Raw genomic sequence first — 14,935 nt, forward strand, 5'->3', positions numbered from 1 at the left:
GGCCATTTTTGTTGTGCAGGCCGCGATTATGGGCCGAGGCGCTCCCCGAAGGAAGCACCTCGCCGCGTCGTCATAACCGCGCCTGGCGCACCGCGCCACTGCGTGATTTGGCCATCGCCGCCAGGCGCACCGCCACGTTGGCCGCGCCGTACCCGGCATAGCCGTTTTTACGCTGGATGATCTCGAAGAAAAACCGCCCCTCAAATGGCTCGGTGTACACGTGAAACAACTCACCGCCCTGGGCATCACGGTCGTACAGCACGTTGTAGTACGCCAGCTCACTGAGGAATGCGTCGTCGAAATCAAACCGCGCCGCCAGGTCGTCGTAGTAATTGAGCGGGATATCCAGCAACGGCACGCCGACCGCTTTGGCCCGGCTGACTTCGGCAAAAATATCCGCGCAGTCGAAGGCAATGTGGTGCACGCCCGAGCCGCGATAGCTCGACAGCGCGTGGGAAATGGCGGTGTTGCGGTTCTCGGAAATATTCAGCGGCAGGCGGATCGAGCTGCAACGGCTGCGCAGCGCACGGCTTTTGACCAGGCCGTAAGGGTCGGGCAGCACCACTTCGTCATCCGCTTCGAAATCCAACAGGCTCTTGTAGAACAGCACCCAGCTGTCGAGGCTGTCGGCCGGCAGCGCCATCGCCATGTGGTCGATGCGTAGCAGCCCGCCGCTTGAGGCGTTGGCCGGTTGCAAGTTGAAGTCGGTGTCGTACAGCCCGCCTTCGCTTTGGTCTACCAGGTAAATCAGGCTGCCGTCCGGCGCACGCACGGCGGCCAGTTCCAGCTCATTGGGCCCGACCAGGCCGCGATAAGGCTGACCTTTGTAGGCCACCGCCCGCTGCAACGCCTTGGCGCTGTCCTTGACCCGAATCGCGGTGGCGCACAACGACGGCCCGTGGGCTTCGAAGAAGTTGTGGGCAAAGGAATAGGGTTCACAGTTAAGGATCAGGTTGATATCGCCCTGGCGCAACAGGCTCACGCTCTTGGAGCGGTGCTGCCCGGCCTTGACGAAACCCAGGCGCTCCAGCCATTGCGTGAGCTTGGCGCCAAGGTTTTCATCCACGGCAAACTCAAGGAATTCGATGCCGTCGTATTCGCTGGCGGCGGGCGTATCAAACAGGATGTCGACGGGGTGAGCGGGCGCTTCCTGCTTCAAGCGCTGGCGGGTTTTCTCTTCCAGGTACAACAGCGAACGCAAGCCATCGGCTGCATTCGCCCGCGTCGGTGCCGCGCGGAAGCCATCATTGAAAATTTCCAGGGACAACGGCCCGGTGTAACCACTCTGGATGATCGGCGCCAGGAACCCCGCCAGGTCGAATTCGCCCTGCCCCGGGAAGCAGCGGAAATGCCGGCTCCACTCCAGCACATCCATGGCCAGGATCGGCGCATCGGCCATTTGCACAAAGAAGATTTTGTCGCCGGGAATCTGTGCGATCCCACTTGGGTCGCCCTTGAGCGACAGCGTGTGGAAGCTGTCGAGCAACACACCCAGGCTCGGGTGGTCGATCTGACGAACCAGGTTCCACACCTGTTGCCAGGTGTTCACATGCTTGCCCCAGGCCAGCGCTTCATAGCCAATTCGCAGGCCACGGCGGCCGGCGTGTTCGGCCAACAGGCTAAGATCATCGAGCAAAATGCGCTCATCGCCGACGCAATCAGCCGAGGCGTTGCTGCACACCAGCACCAGGTCGGTGCCCAGTTCCTGCATCAGGTCAAACTTGCGCTCGGCGCGCTCCAGATTGCGCGCCAGGCGGTCGCGGCGGCAGCCTTCAAAGTCGCGAAACGGTTGGAACAAGGTGATGGCGATGCCGAGGTCGGCGCACATTTGCCTAACTTCCCGGGGGCTGCCGTCGTAATACAGCAGATCGTTTTCGAAGATTTCCACGCCATCAAACCCGGCGGCGGCGATGGCTTCGAGTTTTTCCGGCAGGGTTCCACTCAAAGAAACGGTGGCAATGGAGCGTTGCATGGGGCGACTCCCGGCATATGAAGCTCGTCTTATTTACGGCAAATTATTCGCCGCTAAATTGTTCACAGCAATTGAAATGTACGAACCGGTTAGTTTTATGGGCGATTATCGAACAAAATGACCCCCAGTGAATTGACGAGTTTTTAACCACTGCGCACCATCGACTACGCAGCCTCATAGAAAAAAAGACCCAGAACACACCATAAAAATTTCAAAAAACGGGTACAACCTCATGCCTTCGCAAACTCCCAACGTGGCCGGGCGCCACAGCAATCCGCACGCCGGCATCGGCGACAAAATCCGCGGCGCCATGGCCGTGGGCAAGACGCGCTGGGGCATGCTGGCCTTGGTGTTCTTCGCCACCACCCTGAACTACATCGACCGCGCCGCCCTGGGCGTGATGCAACCGATCCTGGCCAAGGAAATGAGCTGGACGGCGATGGACTACGCCAACATCAACTTCTGGTTCCAGGTCGGCTACGCCATCGGCTTTGTGCTGCAAGGCCGGCTGATTGATCGAGTCGGCGTAAAGCGCGTGTTCTTCTGCGCGGTGCTGCTGTGGAGCCTGGCCACCGGCGCCCACGGCCTGGCCACGTCGGCCGTAGGCTTTATGGTGTGTCGCTTTATCCTCGGGCTGACGGAAGCCGCCAACTACCCGGCCTGCGTCAAGACCACGCGGCTGTGGTTCCCGGCCGGTGAGCGTGCAGTGGCCACCGGTATCTTCAACGCCGGCACCAATGTGGGCGCGATGATGACGCCGATGCTGCTGCCGCTGATCCTCCACGTGTGGGGCTGGCAGGCGGCGTTCCTGGGCATGGCATCGCTGGGCGGGATCTGGCTAATCTTCTGGGGCTTGAAATACTACAACCCGGAAGACCATCCCACGGTCAAACAAAGCGAACTGGAGTATCTGCAACAGGAAGTCGAACCGGAACAACCGAGCGTCCCCTTCAGCCGAATCCTACGCATGCGCGGCACCTGGGCCTTCGCCATCGCCTACTCTCTGACCGCGCCGGTGTTCTGGTTCTACCTGTACTGGCTGCCACCGTTTCTGAACCAGCAATACAACCTGGGCATTAACGTGACCCAGATGGGCATCCCACTGATCATCATTTACCTGACAGCCGACTTCGGCAGCGTGGGTGGGGGGATTCTGTCGTCGTTCCTGATCGGCCGTGGGATGAATCCGATCAAGGCGCGGCTGTTGTCGATGCTGCTGTTCGCCTGCTGCATCGTCGGCGTGATCATGGCGGCCGGTTCCAGCCAACTGTGGGTCGCGGTGTTTGCCATCTCCCTGGCCATCGGCGCACACCAGGCCTGGACCGCCAATATCTGGAGCCTGGTGATGGACTACACGCCCAAACACATGATGAGCACGGTGTTCGGTTTCGGCGGCATGTGTGCGGCCATCGGCGGCATGTTCATGACCCAGATCGTCGGCCATATCCTCACGGTCACGAACAACAATTACACCGTGCTGTTCACCCTGATCCCGGCGATGTACTTCACTGCGCTGATCTGGATGTACTTCATGGCGCCGCGCAAGATTCCTACCGTCGAGGTGTGATTCAACGCCGCCGCTGCTGCCAGGCAGCGGCCAACCCGCTCATGCAGATCACCCCGATGCCGACCACCGTGGTCAAGTCGGGGGTATGGTTGAACACCAGCCAGCCCAACAACCCCGCAAACACGATCTGGCAGTAGCCGAACGGCGCCAGCAAAGCCGGCGCCGCGAAGCGGAAGGCCTGGGTCAACATCAAGTGGGCGGTCATCCCGCACGTGCCCAGCGCCAGCATCAGCACGCCATGCCACACCGTGGGCAACTGCCAGAAGAACGGCACCATCGCACTCATCACCAAGGTATTGCACAGGCCGGCGAAAAAGTTGCTGGTGGTGGGCGTGTCGTATTGGCTGAGGATGCGCGTGAGTAACTGGTAGAAGCAGAAGAACAGCGCCGAACACAGCGGCAGCAGCACCGCAGGCGTGAACAGCTCACCGCCGGGGTGGATGATGATCAGCACCCCGACAAACCCGCAGATCACCGCCAGCCATTGGCCACGCGTCACGTGTTCACCGAGCAAGGGCACCGACAGCGCCGTCACCAGGATCGGCGCCAGGAAGTTCACAGCCGTGGCTTCCGCCAACGGGATGAAATGCAGCGCCGCGGTAAAAAACAGGCTGGTGCCCAGCAGGCACAACGCCCGCACCACCTGCATGCCCGGCCGCTTGCTGCGCAGCACGCGCAAGCCTGATTGCGGCAGGAAAATGCCGGCCATCAACAGGGTGTGCACCAGGTAACGCGCCCACACCACCATCACAATCGGGTAGAACCCGGCTAAGTATTTGGACAAGGCGTCATGGCTGGAAAAAAGGAATGTCGCCACCACAATCAGCAGAATGCCTTTGAAGGGATGGTTGACGCCGGAAAGAGGTGTGCTGACAGTCATTGAATTCTCTTGCATGGCGGGTTGAACCCAGAGCACTGAACGCGGCGGCGCTCAACCCGGTAATCTAGCAGCCGGGCCTACGTGCGCCCCAAGAGCATAACCAAACACCGTGCGAACAGCGCACTAAATCACGGGATTTGAGTCCAACGCTGCACGTTCACCCGTGCGTTGCACACTTTTTAACCAAGGCCTTGCTGCTATGAAAAAAACACTCTTTGTGCTTTCTGCCCTCGCCCTGCTCACCGCTTGTAACCAAGAGCCCAAGGAAGCGCCCAAACCCGCTCCGGCCTCGGTGCAAGCCACCCTGGTACCGGCCACCCCGCCCACCGACAAATGGGTCGGCAAGTGGATCGGTGTCGAAGGCCTGAACCTGACCATCGCCAAAGACGACAGCATCGGCCGTGGCCATTACCTTTTAACCATGCAATACGGCCTCGACGCCGACGACTCCGGCACCTTCAAGGGTGAAGCCAACGAAGACGGCATCGCCTTTACCCGCCCGGACGGCCCGCAGCAGTTGAGCGCTGGCGACGGTGAAGCCACCGGCCTGAAATGGCTGGCGGATAAAAAGGATTGCCTGATCGTCGACACCGGCGAAGGTTACTGCCGCGACTGACTAGGCGTTGCTGACACAACGTTCATCTGGCGCCCCTGCCTGCACGGCCTGACAGCAGCGATACTAGGTAACTCTCGTCTCTTGTCGGACAGCCGGGCTGGCGCCATTCAAACGCACCAACAACACTGCTCTTAGAAAAGTGAGCACAGGATCAACGAGAGGATTGCCCCATGCTATGGAAAAAAGGCCGACGCAGCGACAACGTGGTAGATGCCCGCGATGACAGTGGCGGCGGTGGTGGTGGTGGCATGCGGTTTGGCGGCGGCAAGGGCCTGAGCCTCACGGCCATCGTGCTGATCGTCGGGATTGGCTGGCTGACCGGCCAGGACCCGTTGCAGATCCTCGGCCAGTTGACCGGCCAGGTGGAGCAAGCGCCCTCGGTAAGCACTCAATCGCGCCAGGCCCCACCGGCCAACGATGAGCAGGCCGATTTTGTACGCGCGGTACTGGGCGATACCGAGGACACCTGGGGCCAGGTGTTCAAGGAAAACGGGTTGGCCTACAAGAACCCGAAACTGATTTTGTTCCGTGGCCGGGTGAATTCCGCCTGCGGTGGCGCCACCTCGGCCAGCGGCCCGTTTTACTGCCCGGCTGACCAACAAGTGTATTTGGACCTGGATTTCTTCCGGGAAATGTCGCAACGCTTCCAGGCCGCCGGCGATTTCGCCCAGGCCTACGTGATCGCCCACGAAGTCGGGCACCACGTGCAAACGCTGCTGGGCATCTCGGCCAAGATTCAAGCCGCGCGCCAACAGGGCCGGCAGATGCAAGGCGACGGCGGCCTGCTGGTGCGCCAGGAACTGCAAGCCGACTGCTTCGCCGGGGTGTGGGCCAACCGTGCGCAAAAACGCCTGAACTGGCTGGAGCCCGGCGATATTGAAGAAGCACTGAATGCTGCCAACGCCATCGGTGATGACCGTTTGCAGCAACAGGGTCAGGGCCGCGTAGTGCCGGATTCGTTTACCCACGGTACCTCGGCACAGCGGGTTCGCTGGTTCAAGACCGGCTTCGCCCAGGGCCAGATCACTCAATGCGACACGTTTACAGCGAAGAGTCTTTAGATGAATAAACGATTGGGATTGCTGTTCGGCTTGATGATTGCCTGTTCCTCCTCCACCTGGGCAGCCGAGAAAGAGCATGGCGTCAAGATGGTCAGCCCCGATCGTTTTCACCTGGATGCCGGCGACCTCAGCCTGGGTTTGAGCCAAGACTGGAACCAGCCACTGCCCAACGTCACCCGCGCGCTGATCATCGTGCACGGCCGCCTGCGTAACGCACAGACCTACCTGCAAAGCGGCGAAGATGCAGCCGAACACGCCGGGGTTGCTGCCAATACCCTGGTGATCGCGCCGCAGTTTCTCAATGAGTCAGACATAAAGCGCAACCACCTGGGCAATCAGGTGCTGCGCTGGAATGGCAATGGCTGGATGGCCGGCGAGCCGTCCACCGGCCCAGGCCAGGTCAGTTCCTACGGCGCGCTCGACCAGATCATCAAGCACCTGGGCAACCGCAAACTGTTCCCGGCGCTGAAACAAATCGTAGTCGTCGGCCACTCCGGCGGCGGCCAAGTGGTGCAGCGTTTCGCCCTCACCGGCCACGACCACCCGATGCTGCAAACCGAAGGCATCAGCCTGCGTTACGTGGTGGCCAATCCATCGTCCTACGCCTATTTCAGCCCACAGCGCCCGGTGAAATTCGACGCGGCCAGTTGCCCAGGCTTCAACGACTGGAAGTACGGCATGCAAAACCTGCCGGACTACGCCAAGGGCCAGAGTGCCCAGCAGCTTGAGCGGGCTTACGTGTCACGCGACATCACCTACCTGCTCGGCCAGCAAGACACCGACCCCAACCACCCGGCCCTGGATAAAAGCTGCGAAGCCGAAACCCAGGGCGCGTATCGGTTGATTCGTGGGCACAACTATTTTGACTACCTCAAAGCGCGCCATCCGCAACTGACCCAGAAGCTGGTGAAAGTGCCGAGGGTTGGGCATGACGGGGATGGGATGTTTACTTCGTCTGAGGGCGAGAAAGCGTTGTTCCCGAAGTAAAAATAGCTGACGAAACCGGAGCAAAATGTGGGAGAGGGCTTGCTCGCTCCCACATTGGTTTTGTGGTGTTTGGTTTAAATCATCTGGCGCAGCACCGCGCAATCCGCCGCATGCCAATCCGCCAACTCGGGCCACGGGTTCTCCGGCAAGTTAACCAGCACCGTCTTGGTCCCCGCCGCCCGCCCGCAATCCAGGTCAAAGCGGTAGTCCCCGACCATCACCATCGCATCGGGAGAAACATCCCAAGCTGCCGCCAATTTCAACAATCCACCCGGATCCGGCTTGGGCGGCGCATCATCGCGGCCCAATACGTCTTCGATGGCAAAGCAGTCCGCCAGGCCAATCGCTTCCAGGGTGATATGCGCCAACTCCCGCGCATTGCGGGTCAGGATGCCCAGGCGATAACCGCGCCCAGCCAGCTCGCGCACCAACTCCACCGCACCCACAGCGGCAACCGAACCGAGCGCCAGCTCGCGCTCATGCTCAAGCAGCCAGGCATGCTTGGCCGCCGCCACCTCAGCCGGCAACGCTGCCAAATGGGTGAGAATGTCGTCCTCGGGCGGGATCTCCAAGGCCACGCGGATCGCTGCAAAGTCATGCACGGCCACCGTGAGGGTGCCGTCCATATCAAATACCCAATGCGTTACGTCCGACAGGCTCATGCCCAATCCTTGCGATGGCGAATCAACCCTTCCTGGGTCACCGACGCCACCAGTTGCCCGGCGCGGTTGTACACGCTGCCGCGCGAGAAACCGCGCGAGTTACCGGCCCACGGGCTGTCCATGGCGTACAGCAACCAGTCGTCGGCGCGCAGGTCGGCGTGGAACCACAGCGCGTGGTCGAGGCTGGCGACCTGCATGTCTTTCTGCCACACGGTCTTGCCATGGGGCAGCAGCGAGGTGGTCAACAAGCCGAAGTCCGAGGCGTAGGCCAGCAGGTATTTATGCAGCGCCGGTGAGTCGGCCAGGGCGCCGTCGGCACGAAACCACACGTACTTCACCGGGTCGGACGGCTGCGGGTTGTACGGGTCTTTCTCGGTGACCGGGCGCACTTCGATCGGCTTGGGGCACAGCAGTTTTTCACGCATGTGCTCCGGGATCAGGTGCGCACGCTGCTTGGTCAGCTCCAGCTCCGACGGCAGGTTTTCCGGGCCGACCACCACGGGCATGGTGGTCTGGTGCTCAAAGCCTTGTTCGTCGTACTGGAACGAGGTGGTGCAGGTAAAAATCGGGTTGCCCTTCTGGATCGCCGTGACGCGGCGCGTGCTGAAACTGCCGCCATCGCGCACGCGGTCCACCGAATACACCACCGGCAACGAAGCGTCGCCCGGACGTAGAAAATAGCCATGCAGGGAATGAACGTGCCGCGCTGCTTCTACGGTCTGGCTGGCGGCCGACAGCGACTGGCCGAGCACCTGGCCGCCGAACAGTTGGCGAAAGCCCAGGTCCTGGCTGCGGCCGCGAAAGAGGTTTTCCTCGATCGGCTCCAGGGTCAGCAAGTCCACCAGATCTTCCAATACTTGGCTCATAGAGCAACTCCTACAACAATCGATAGGGCATTCCGGGCTGCTTATCCGTGCAGCGTGTCCAACCATTGGGCGCGGGTGATGCGATACAAAACATGATGGCGCAGCGGGTCATCGGCTGCGACCTTGGGGTGTTCAAAATCTGCCTGCGGATCGTAATGCATACCGATGGCCTGCATGACTTTTTGTGATGGCAGATTGGTTTCGGTGGTAAAGGCGAGGATCTCATCCAATTGCAACCGGTCGAAACCACAGCGCAGCGCAGTCCAGGCCGCTTCACTGGCGTAACCCAGGCCCCAATGCTCGCGGGCCAGGCGCCAGCCAATTTCTACCGCCGGGGTAAAGTCTGCTTCAAAGCTCACATTCAGCAGCCCGGTCAGGCCAATAAATTCGCCGGTGTCCTTGCGCTGCAAGGCCCACAGGCCAAAGCCGTATTCGGCGAAATGCCCGCGAATCCGGCCGATCAGCGCGGCGCTTTCCAGGTGGTTGAGCTTGGCCGGGAAATAACGCATCACCTGCGGGTCGGCGCACATGCGTGCAAATTCCGGCAAGTCGCTGTCGCGCCATTGGCGCATCAGCAAGCGTGCGCTTTCCAATTCCAGTATCGGCTCCATGGGTCCCCTCCCTTGCCATGTGCGTGAGTGTACAGCGCTGGTAAGATCCTTCGCAGGTTCCCGTCAGAAAATCCCATGCCCTTGCCCTTGATCTACCACGATGACTACAGCCCCGAGTTCCCGGCGGACCACCGGTTCCCGATGGACAAGTTTCGCCTGTTGCGCGACCACTTGGTGGACAGCGGCCTGACCGAGGACGGCCAATTGCTGCGCCCCGAGCTGTGCCCGGCAGAGATTCTGGCCCTGGCGCATGAACCTGGGTATATCGAACGCTACATGAGCGGCGCGTTGTCCCGTGAAGACCAGCGGCGCCTCGGTCTACCCTGGAACGAGGCCCTGGCCCGGCGCACCGTGCGCGCGGTCGGCGGCTCGATACTGGCCGCCGAACAAGCGCTGGAACACGGCTTAGCCTGCCACTTGGCCGGCGGCACCCACCACGCCCACTACGACTACCCCGCCGGCTTTTGCATCTTCAATGACTTGGCGGTGATCAGCCATTACCTGCTGGCCAGCGGGCGGGTCAACCGCGTGTTGATCTTCGACTGCGACGTGCACCAGGGCGATGGCACCGCACGCATCCTCCACGACACGCCGGATGCCATCACCGTGTCGCTGCATTGCGAAAAGAACTTCCCCGCGCGCAAAGCCCAGAGCGACTGGGACATCCCGCTGCCCATGGGCATGGGCGATGCCGATTACCTTAAAGTCGTGGACGATGCGCTCAACTACCTACTGCCGCTCTACCAACCCGACCTGGTGCTGTACGACGCCGGCGTTGATGTGCATAAAGATGACGCCCTCGGTTACCTCAAGCTGACAGACGCAGGCGTCGCCGCCCGTGATGAAAGCGTGATGCGCCACTGCCTGGGTCGCGACATTCCGGTGATGGGCGTGATCGGCGGCGGCTACAGCAAAGACCGCCCTGCCCTGGCCCGCCGCCACGGCATCCTGCACCACAGCGCACAACGGGTATGGACGTCATCAGGTTGTCATTGAACTGTGCGCGTTACCCACAATGCCTGTGGAACGGCCTGTGGATAACTTGAGCGTAAGGGCCTGAAAGCGAGTAGCCATATGGCCTGTAGGAAAGTGTACGTTTTTTGATCAGGCAGCTCCGCCGTCGTCGGGTAGAATGCTCGGCCTATTCAGCGACCGTAGCCTTGCCCATGCCTCAGCACCCTGCTCATCACGTCACTATCATCGGCGGCGGCCCCGCCGGGCTGATGGCCGCTGAAGTCTTGAGCCAGGCGGGCGTGCGGGTGGAGCTGTATGACGGCATGCCCTCAGTGGGGCGCAAATTCCTGCTGGCGGGCGTGGGCGGCATGAACATTACCCACTCCGAAGCGTACCCGGCCTTTCTGTCGCGCTACGCCGAACGCGCACCGCAGATGGCGCCGTTGCTGCGCACGTTTGGCGCCGAAGCGTTGTGCGAGTGGATTCATGGTTTGGGCATTCAAACCTTTGTCGGCACCTCCGGGCGCGTCTTTCCTACCGACATGAAAGCCGCCCCGCTGCTGCGCGCCTGGCTCAAGCGCCTGCGCGATCAAGGCGTGGTTATCCACACCCGGCATCGCTGGCTGGGCTGGACAGCAGACGGCGGTTTACTTATCCACAGCCCGGACGGCGAAAAAACTGTGCACAGCGATGCCGTGTTGCTGGCGTTGGGCGGCGGCAGCTGGTCGCGTCTGGGCTCCGACGGCGCCTGGCTCAAAGTGCTGGAAGACAAAGGCGTGCCCTACACCCCACTGCAACCGAGCAATTGCGGCTTCGAGGTGTCGGCCTGGAGCGAATTGATGGTGAGCAAATTCGCCGGGGCGCCGTTGAAAAACGTCGCCATTGGCCTGGCGGATGACAAACCTCGGCTGGGGGAATGTGTGGTCACGGCCACCGGGATCGAGGGCAGTTTGATCTACGCACTGTCGGCGCCGATTCGTGAAACGATCAACCGCAACGGCTCGGCCACGGTGCATATCGACCTGCTGCCGAGCAAGCCGCTGGATAAAGTCCAGGCAGCATTGGCCAAGGCGCGTGGCTCACGCTCAATGAGCAAGCACTTGCACAGTCAGTTGGGGTTGGATGGGGTGAAGGCGGCGCTGTTGCGTGAACTGGCGCCCGCCGAGCACTTCAATGATCCGGCGCAGTTGGCGGTGGACATCAAGGCGCTGCCGCTGACACTGGTGAAGACACGGCCGATGGATGAGGCAATCAGCACGGCGGGTGGTGTGCCATTTGAGGCACTGGATGAGCGGTTGATGCTCAAGCAATTGCCCGGCGTGTTTTGTGCCGGGGAGATGCTGGATTGGGAAGCGCCGACAGGCGGGTATTTGCTGACGGGGTGTTTTGCCAGCGGGCGGGCGGCCGGGCGAAGCGTTCTAGAGTGGCTGGCCTCGACCCACTCAGCAATAGAACGCCTTTAAGGCGTTATCAACCCCGGTAAATGTTCCGCCGTTTGTTGATAACGCTCAATCTCCGGAGCGCCCCCACACTTGATTTCATCGCAAGGGTTGCTTCAGGCCACCACGGAAAAACCGCACACCTGAGTTCCCGTCCCTACGCGCATCTATAACGACCGTGCGCACCCTCTGCTCAACCTCCTGCAAAGCGTTGAGCAAATGCTCATCCACAGGAAATCGTTGTACTTCCCCCGCCGCAGACCGTTGAGGGGGTGGCCGGTAGACTTCCTCTAACGCTTCACGCTCTAAATCATCACATTCGCTACCTAATCTCACCCTGTACACCTTCCACTATTACGGGGTTCTACCCACCTGACTGAGGAGAAAGAACACTTTCACCCACATGATCAATTGGGTGTGAGACCGTATTTATAAACCGTGTAACTCGCACCAAACGAGGTTTCCGGCGCTTTAAGCTTGGGCGCACCCGGCCCCAGTAGCTTTTCCAACTTAGCGATATAGTCAGCCTGTGCCTTGAAGGGTTCTTCACCGTCGTCGTAGGCTACGGCGGCTTCTTTCTGATAGTCACTGTGCAGTTTTCGGTACTCGCTTAACGCAGCGCCTCTCAAGTCATTATACGTTTCTTGATTAGTCCGCTTCTGTTCGGGCGAGATATCAAAATAACTTTCCACATGGTCTATGTACTTCCTGTATTCGCGAAAAGCGGGATAAAGAGCCCCCGACGCCAAATGCGCTTTCACTCCGACGAACAGCTCACTGGCTTTTTTTTCTGCGTTTTCAAGTTCGGCGGCATTCGCCGCTTTACTTCTTCTCGCTTCAATAACACCTACGCCGGCGCCTGCAACCAGTGCGCCACCGATTACAACGGCCAAAAAAGGAACTAGAAATACAGCCATACTCACCTCTCCATTTAATTCAATACTTACAATCCATTTCATGGCGCCACTCAAAGTGATCAGTAACGCCAAGCGCTCTAACTCTCTGAAATCTATAACCCAACAAAATATTACCGAGCGACAATAAGACGCTCACGTTACTGGCCAGGCGCCCATCACTGGCCACACAGCACTTCGACAAAAAAATGAATGGCGTATACCAGGCACCCTAATGGCTGACGGCTTATTTATCGACAATAAACAGTGACTTCTTTTTACGCGGCAGACAGGGAAGCGCTTGGGCAAAGCTCATTGAGCCATCACTCACGAGGCACCTGACATCAATCGTACAGCGAGACCTTGGGATTCAACCGTTCATAATGTTCCACTTCCTTGCGTAAGAAAGTATCTTCTTTAGGTAGAACAGCCTTCAATTTCTCTATGTATTCGTAGTGGGCATTAGAGCGTTCAAAAGGATCGTCCTTCAAGTCCTCTTCTTTGGCTTTGAACTCACGACTCAGGGCCAGCCCTTTTGCCTGGGCTTTAAAAGTTAGATTATCAAGCATCCTGCCTAACATCTTCTCGTCCTCAGGCGCTACCGACCCACGCAGCCGATTCAAATCAATATACTCTTTGAGCGCATTGATCGCTTGCGCAAACTCCCCTTTCGCAAAATGCCGCTTATACTTGTTGAAGGCATGGTCCAAACGAGGTTCAAACGACTTCCACTCCTTTGCCTTATTTTCCGCTGTATTTTTCTTACCGGCCTCAACCTCCCCCCATATAAACAACCCCGTAAGCGCAGCCGCAACAGGAATAAGAGCCATATAAAAATCCTCGCCGTAAGCATATCGTTAGTTTTAAGCCTACGACATCAGTGGCCAGCGAAAGCTCAAAGTTCCGAATACTTACAGGGTGAACCATGACTAAAAATTTCTACACGCAAAGAAACAAATCAATAAACTTAAACAGTTACAAACCTATCGCCGCGACACTTTCTATCGGGTCGAGTGAGCGACATTGCACCGCTCACTTAGCTCACCAAGCCTTCGTTAATTAACGAAAACTTACTTCTTCTTACGTGGCCCCGTATTAAAAACAGGCACTTTACGCACCGGTTTAATCGACGGTTCCGACGGCGCCACTTCGCCACTGTCCACCCACTTACCCAAATTGCGCTTACCGCCGCCACCGGACGCCTTAGGTTTCTTCGGTTTTTTCGGCTTCTTCACCACTTGCCCACTGGCATCGGTGTCCGGCACGCGGTGCTCAGGCTCAAAGTCCGGCTCCATCTTGCGGGTCAGTGTCTGACGCGTGAGCATCTCGATGGCCGACAGCATGTTCACCTCATCGGCGCACACCAGCGAAATTGCCTCGCCGGTGTTGCCCGCGCGGCCAGTACGGCCGATACGGTGGATGTAGTCCTCAGCCACGATCGGCAAGTCAAAGTTGACCACCATCGGCAAGTCTTCAATGTCCAAACCACGGGCCGCCACGTCGGTGGCCACCAGAATCTGCACGTCGCTGGATTTGAAACGGTCCAGCGCGCGCTGGCGGGTCGCTTGAGGTTTGTCGCCGTGGATGCCGTCGGCATTGATGCCCAGGCCCTGCAACTTATCCACCAGCGCATCCACGCCGTTACGGGTCTTGGCGAAGACCAGCACCTGCTTCCAGCGGCCTTTGCGCATCAGGTGCACAAACAGCTCCGCCTTGCGCTTCTTGTCCACCGGCACCACCCACTGCTTCACGGTGTTGGCGGCGACGTTGCGCGGGCTGACTTCGACGGTCAGCGGGTCGTTGAGCATCTGCCCGGCCAGCAGGCGGATTTCATCGGAGAAGGTCGCGGAGAACAGCAAGGTCTGGCGCTTTTTCGGCAGCATGCGGTAGATGTTCGCCAGTTCTTCCGAGAAGCCCAGGTCGAGCATGCGGTCGGCTTCGTCCAGCACCAGGGTTTGCAGCTGGTTGAGTTTCAGCGCGTTCTGGCGGAACAGGTCGATCAGGCGGCCAGGCGTGGCGACCAGAATGTCGACGCCCTTGCGCAGCTTCATCATCTGCGGGTTGATGCTCACGCCGCCGTACACGGCGTAAGTGGTCAGCGGCAGGTGTTGGGCGTATTCGGCGACGCTGGCGTGAACCTGCTCGGCCAGCTCGCGGGTCGGGCACAGGATCAGCGCACGCGCCGAGTTGGCGGCGACTTTCGGCCCTTCCATCGTCAGCAATTGCAGGAGCGGCAGGGCGAAACCTGCGGTCTTGCCGGTGCCGGTCTGGGCCGCGGCCATCAGGTCGCGACCGGCCAGCACCGCCGGAATGGCTTGCGCCTGCACCGGCGTCGGGGTCTGGTAGCCAAGCGTCTCAAGGGCGCGCAGCAAGGGTTCGATCAGGCCAAGGGTGGCGAAAGTCATGTGTTTACCGTAGGAAAAATTC

Annotated in this window: 14 protein-coding genes; 6 read left to right on the forward strand and 8 right to left on the reverse strand. The window is 59.7% G+C overall.

Annotated features, from left to right (window positions below; all coding sequences use genetic code 11):
• Positions 1-70: 70 nt before the first annotated feature.
• Entirely contained in the window at positions 71-1,972 is a 1,902-nt protein-coding gene (gene quiC / locus ACI77I_RS10335; RefSeq protein WP_406997442.1) for a 3-dehydroshikimate dehydratase QuiC, read from the reverse strand.
• Positions 1,973-2,204: 232 nt separating this feature from the next.
• Between quiC and ACI77I_RS10340 the strand changes: the two genes are divergently transcribed.
• The gene (locus ACI77I_RS10340; RefSeq protein WP_406997443.1) at positions 2,205-3,539 is read left to right on the forward strand and encodes an MFS transporter; all 1,335 of its coding nucleotides are present in this window, start codon (positions 2,205-2,207) and stop codon (positions 3,537-3,539) included.
• Between the two features lies 1 nt (position 3,540).
• Here ACI77I_RS10340 and ACI77I_RS10345 read toward each other — a convergent pair whose 3' ends face one another.
• Entirely contained in the window at positions 3,541-4,419 is an 879-nt protein-coding gene (locus ACI77I_RS10345) for a DMT family transporter (protein ID WP_094951665.1), read from the reverse strand.
• A gap of 199 nt (positions 4,420-4,618) precedes the next feature.
• Here ACI77I_RS10345 and ACI77I_RS10350 point away from each other — a divergent pair, with 199 nt between their 5' ends.
• The 3 genes from ACI77I_RS10350 to ACI77I_RS10360 all read left to right on the forward strand — a co-directional run bounded on the left by ACI77I_RS10350 (position 4,619) and on the right by ACI77I_RS10360 (position 7,083).
• Positions 4,619-5,035: a membrane lipoprotein lipid attachment site-containing protein gene (locus tag ACI77I_RS10350; protein ID WP_083356655.1), complete on the forward strand. Its 417-nt coding sequence runs from the start codon at positions 4,619-4,621 to the stop codon at positions 5,033-5,035.
• A gap of 170 nt (positions 5,036-5,205) precedes the next feature.
• Positions 5,206-6,096, forward strand: a complete 891-nt coding sequence (locus ACI77I_RS10355) for a neutral zinc metallopeptidase (protein ID WP_094951664.1) — start codon at positions 5,206-5,208, stop codon at positions 6,094-6,096.
• Positions 6,097-7,083: an alpha/beta hydrolase gene (locus ACI77I_RS10360; RefSeq protein ID WP_406997444.1), complete on the forward strand. Its 987-nt coding sequence runs from the start codon at positions 6,097-6,099 to the stop codon at positions 7,081-7,083.
• Positions 7,084-7,157: 74 nt separating this feature from the next.
• On the opposite strand, the gene ACI77I_RS10365 is transcribed toward ACI77I_RS10360, so the two are convergent.
• From ACI77I_RS10365 to ACI77I_RS10375, 3 genes are read right to left on the reverse strand one after another with little or no spacing between them, the layout of a single operon-like run.
• The gene (locus ACI77I_RS10365; RefSeq protein ID WP_406979312.1) at positions 7,158-7,745 is read right to left on the reverse strand and encodes an HAD family hydrolase; all 588 of its coding nucleotides are present in this window, start codon (positions 7,743-7,745) and stop codon (positions 7,158-7,160) included.
• Positions 7,742-8,611, reverse strand: a complete 870-nt coding sequence (gene tesB / locus ACI77I_RS10370) for an acyl-CoA thioesterase II (protein WP_094951661.1) — start codon at positions 8,609-8,611, stop codon at positions 7,742-7,744. The genes ACI77I_RS10365 and tesB overlap by 4 nt, the downstream gene beginning before the upstream one ends.
• A gap of 41 nt (positions 8,612-8,652) precedes the next feature.
• Positions 8,653-9,222 (reverse strand): GNAT family N-acetyltransferase, encoded by a 570-nt coding sequence (locus tag ACI77I_RS10375; RefSeq protein ID WP_094951660.1) that lies wholly within the window; start codon positions 9,220-9,222, stop codon positions 8,653-8,655.
• 75 nt (positions 9,223-9,297) lie between these two features.
• Between ACI77I_RS10375 and ACI77I_RS10380 the strand changes: the two genes are divergently transcribed.
• Together ACI77I_RS10380 and ACI77I_RS10385 are read left to right on the forward strand one after the other, a co-directional pair.
• Positions 9,298-10,218, forward strand: a complete 921-nt coding sequence (locus tag ACI77I_RS10380; protein ID WP_094951659.1) for a histone deacetylase — start codon at positions 9,298-9,300, stop codon at positions 10,216-10,218.
• A 170-nt stretch (positions 10,219-10,388) separates the two neighbouring features.
• Positions 10,389-11,639 (forward strand): TIGR03862 family flavoprotein, encoded by a 1,251-nt coding sequence (locus tag ACI77I_RS10385; RefSeq protein WP_094951658.1) that lies wholly within the window; start codon positions 10,389-10,391, stop codon positions 11,637-11,639.
• 383 nt (positions 11,640-12,022) lie between these two features.
• Here ACI77I_RS10385 and ACI77I_RS10390 read toward each other — a convergent pair whose 3' ends face one another.
• The 3 genes from ACI77I_RS10390 to ACI77I_RS10400 all read right to left on the reverse strand — a co-directional run bounded on the left by ACI77I_RS10390 (position 12,023) and on the right by ACI77I_RS10400 (position 14,913).
• Positions 12,023-12,574, reverse strand: a complete 552-nt coding sequence (locus ACI77I_RS10390; RefSeq protein ID WP_406997445.1) for a hypothetical protein — start codon at positions 12,572-12,574, stop codon at positions 12,023-12,025.
• A 278-nt stretch (positions 12,575-12,852) separates the two neighbouring features.
• Positions 12,853-13,338: a hypothetical protein gene (locus ACI77I_RS10395; protein ID WP_263472521.1), complete on the reverse strand. Its 486-nt coding sequence runs from the start codon at positions 13,336-13,338 to the stop codon at positions 12,853-12,855.
• A gap of 240 nt (positions 13,339-13,578) precedes the next feature.
• A complete protein-coding gene (locus ACI77I_RS10400; protein WP_094953636.1) occupies positions 13,579-14,913 on the reverse strand; it encodes a DEAD/DEAH box helicase in 1,335 nt (444 codons plus the stop codon).
• Positions 14,914-14,935: the final 22 nt, after the last annotated feature.

It is taken from the genome of Pseudomonas sp. D47, from assembly GCF_045447305.1.
Classification (GTDB): Bacteria; Pseudomonadota; Gammaproteobacteria; order Pseudomonadales; family Pseudomonadaceae; genus Aquipseudomonas.

What these genes read in the sequence shown, in the direction of transcription:
- ACI77I_RS10360 (WP_406997444.1), top strand. Translation starts at nt 6,097, where the DNA reads ATGAATAAACGATTGGGATTGCTGTTCGGCTTGATGATTGCCTGTTCC.
- ACI77I_RS10345 (WP_094951665.1), bottom strand. Translation starts at nt 4,419, where the DNA reads ATGACTGTCAGCACACCTCTTTCCGGCGTCAACCATCCCTTCAAAGGC.
- ACI77I_RS10375 (WP_094951660.1), bottom strand. Translation starts at nt 9,222, where the DNA reads ATGGAGCCGATACTGGAATTGGAAAGCGCACGCTTGCTGATGCGCCAA.
- ACI77I_RS10380 (WP_094951659.1), top strand. Translation starts at nt 9,298, where the DNA reads ATGCCCTTGCCCTTGATCTACCACGATGACTACAGCCCCGAGTTCCCG.
- ACI77I_RS10385 (WP_094951658.1), top strand. Translation starts at nt 10,389, where the DNA reads ATGCCTCAGCACCCTGCTCATCACGTCACTATCATCGGCGGCGGCCCC.
- ACI77I_RS10340 (WP_406997443.1), top strand. Translation starts at nt 2,205, where the DNA reads ATGCCTTCGCAAACTCCCAACGTGGCCGGGCGCCACAGCAATCCGCAC.
- ACI77I_RS10350 (WP_083356655.1), top strand. Translation starts at nt 4,619, where the DNA reads ATGAAAAAAACACTCTTTGTGCTTTCTGCCCTCGCCCTGCTCACCGCT.
- ACI77I_RS10390 (WP_406997445.1), bottom strand. Translation starts at nt 12,574, where the DNA reads ATGAAATGGATTGTAAGTATTGAATTAAATGGAGAGGTGAGTATGGCT.
- ACI77I_RS10365 (WP_406979312.1), bottom strand. Translation starts at nt 7,745, where the DNA reads ATGAGCCTGTCGGACGTAACGCATTGGGTATTTGATATGGACGGCACC.
- ACI77I_RS10400 (WP_094953636.1), bottom strand. Translation starts at nt 14,913, where the DNA reads ATGACTTTCGCCACCCTTGGCCTGATCGAACCCTTGCTGCGCGCCCTT.
- ACI77I_RS10355 (WP_094951664.1), top strand. Translation starts at nt 5,206, where the DNA reads ATGCTATGGAAAAAAGGCCGACGCAGCGACAACGTGGTAGATGCCCGC.
- ACI77I_RS10395 (WP_263472521.1), bottom strand. Translation starts at nt 13,338, where the DNA reads ATGGCTCTTATTCCTGTTGCGGCTGCGCTTACGGGGTTGTTTATATGG.
- tesB (WP_094951661.1), bottom strand. Translation starts at nt 8,611, where the DNA reads ATGAGCCAAGTATTGGAAGATCTGGTGGACTTGCTGACCCTGGAGCCG.
- quiC (WP_406997442.1), bottom strand. Translation starts at nt 1,972, where the DNA reads ATGCAACGCTCCATTGCCACCGTTTCTTTGAGTGGAACCCTGCCGGAA.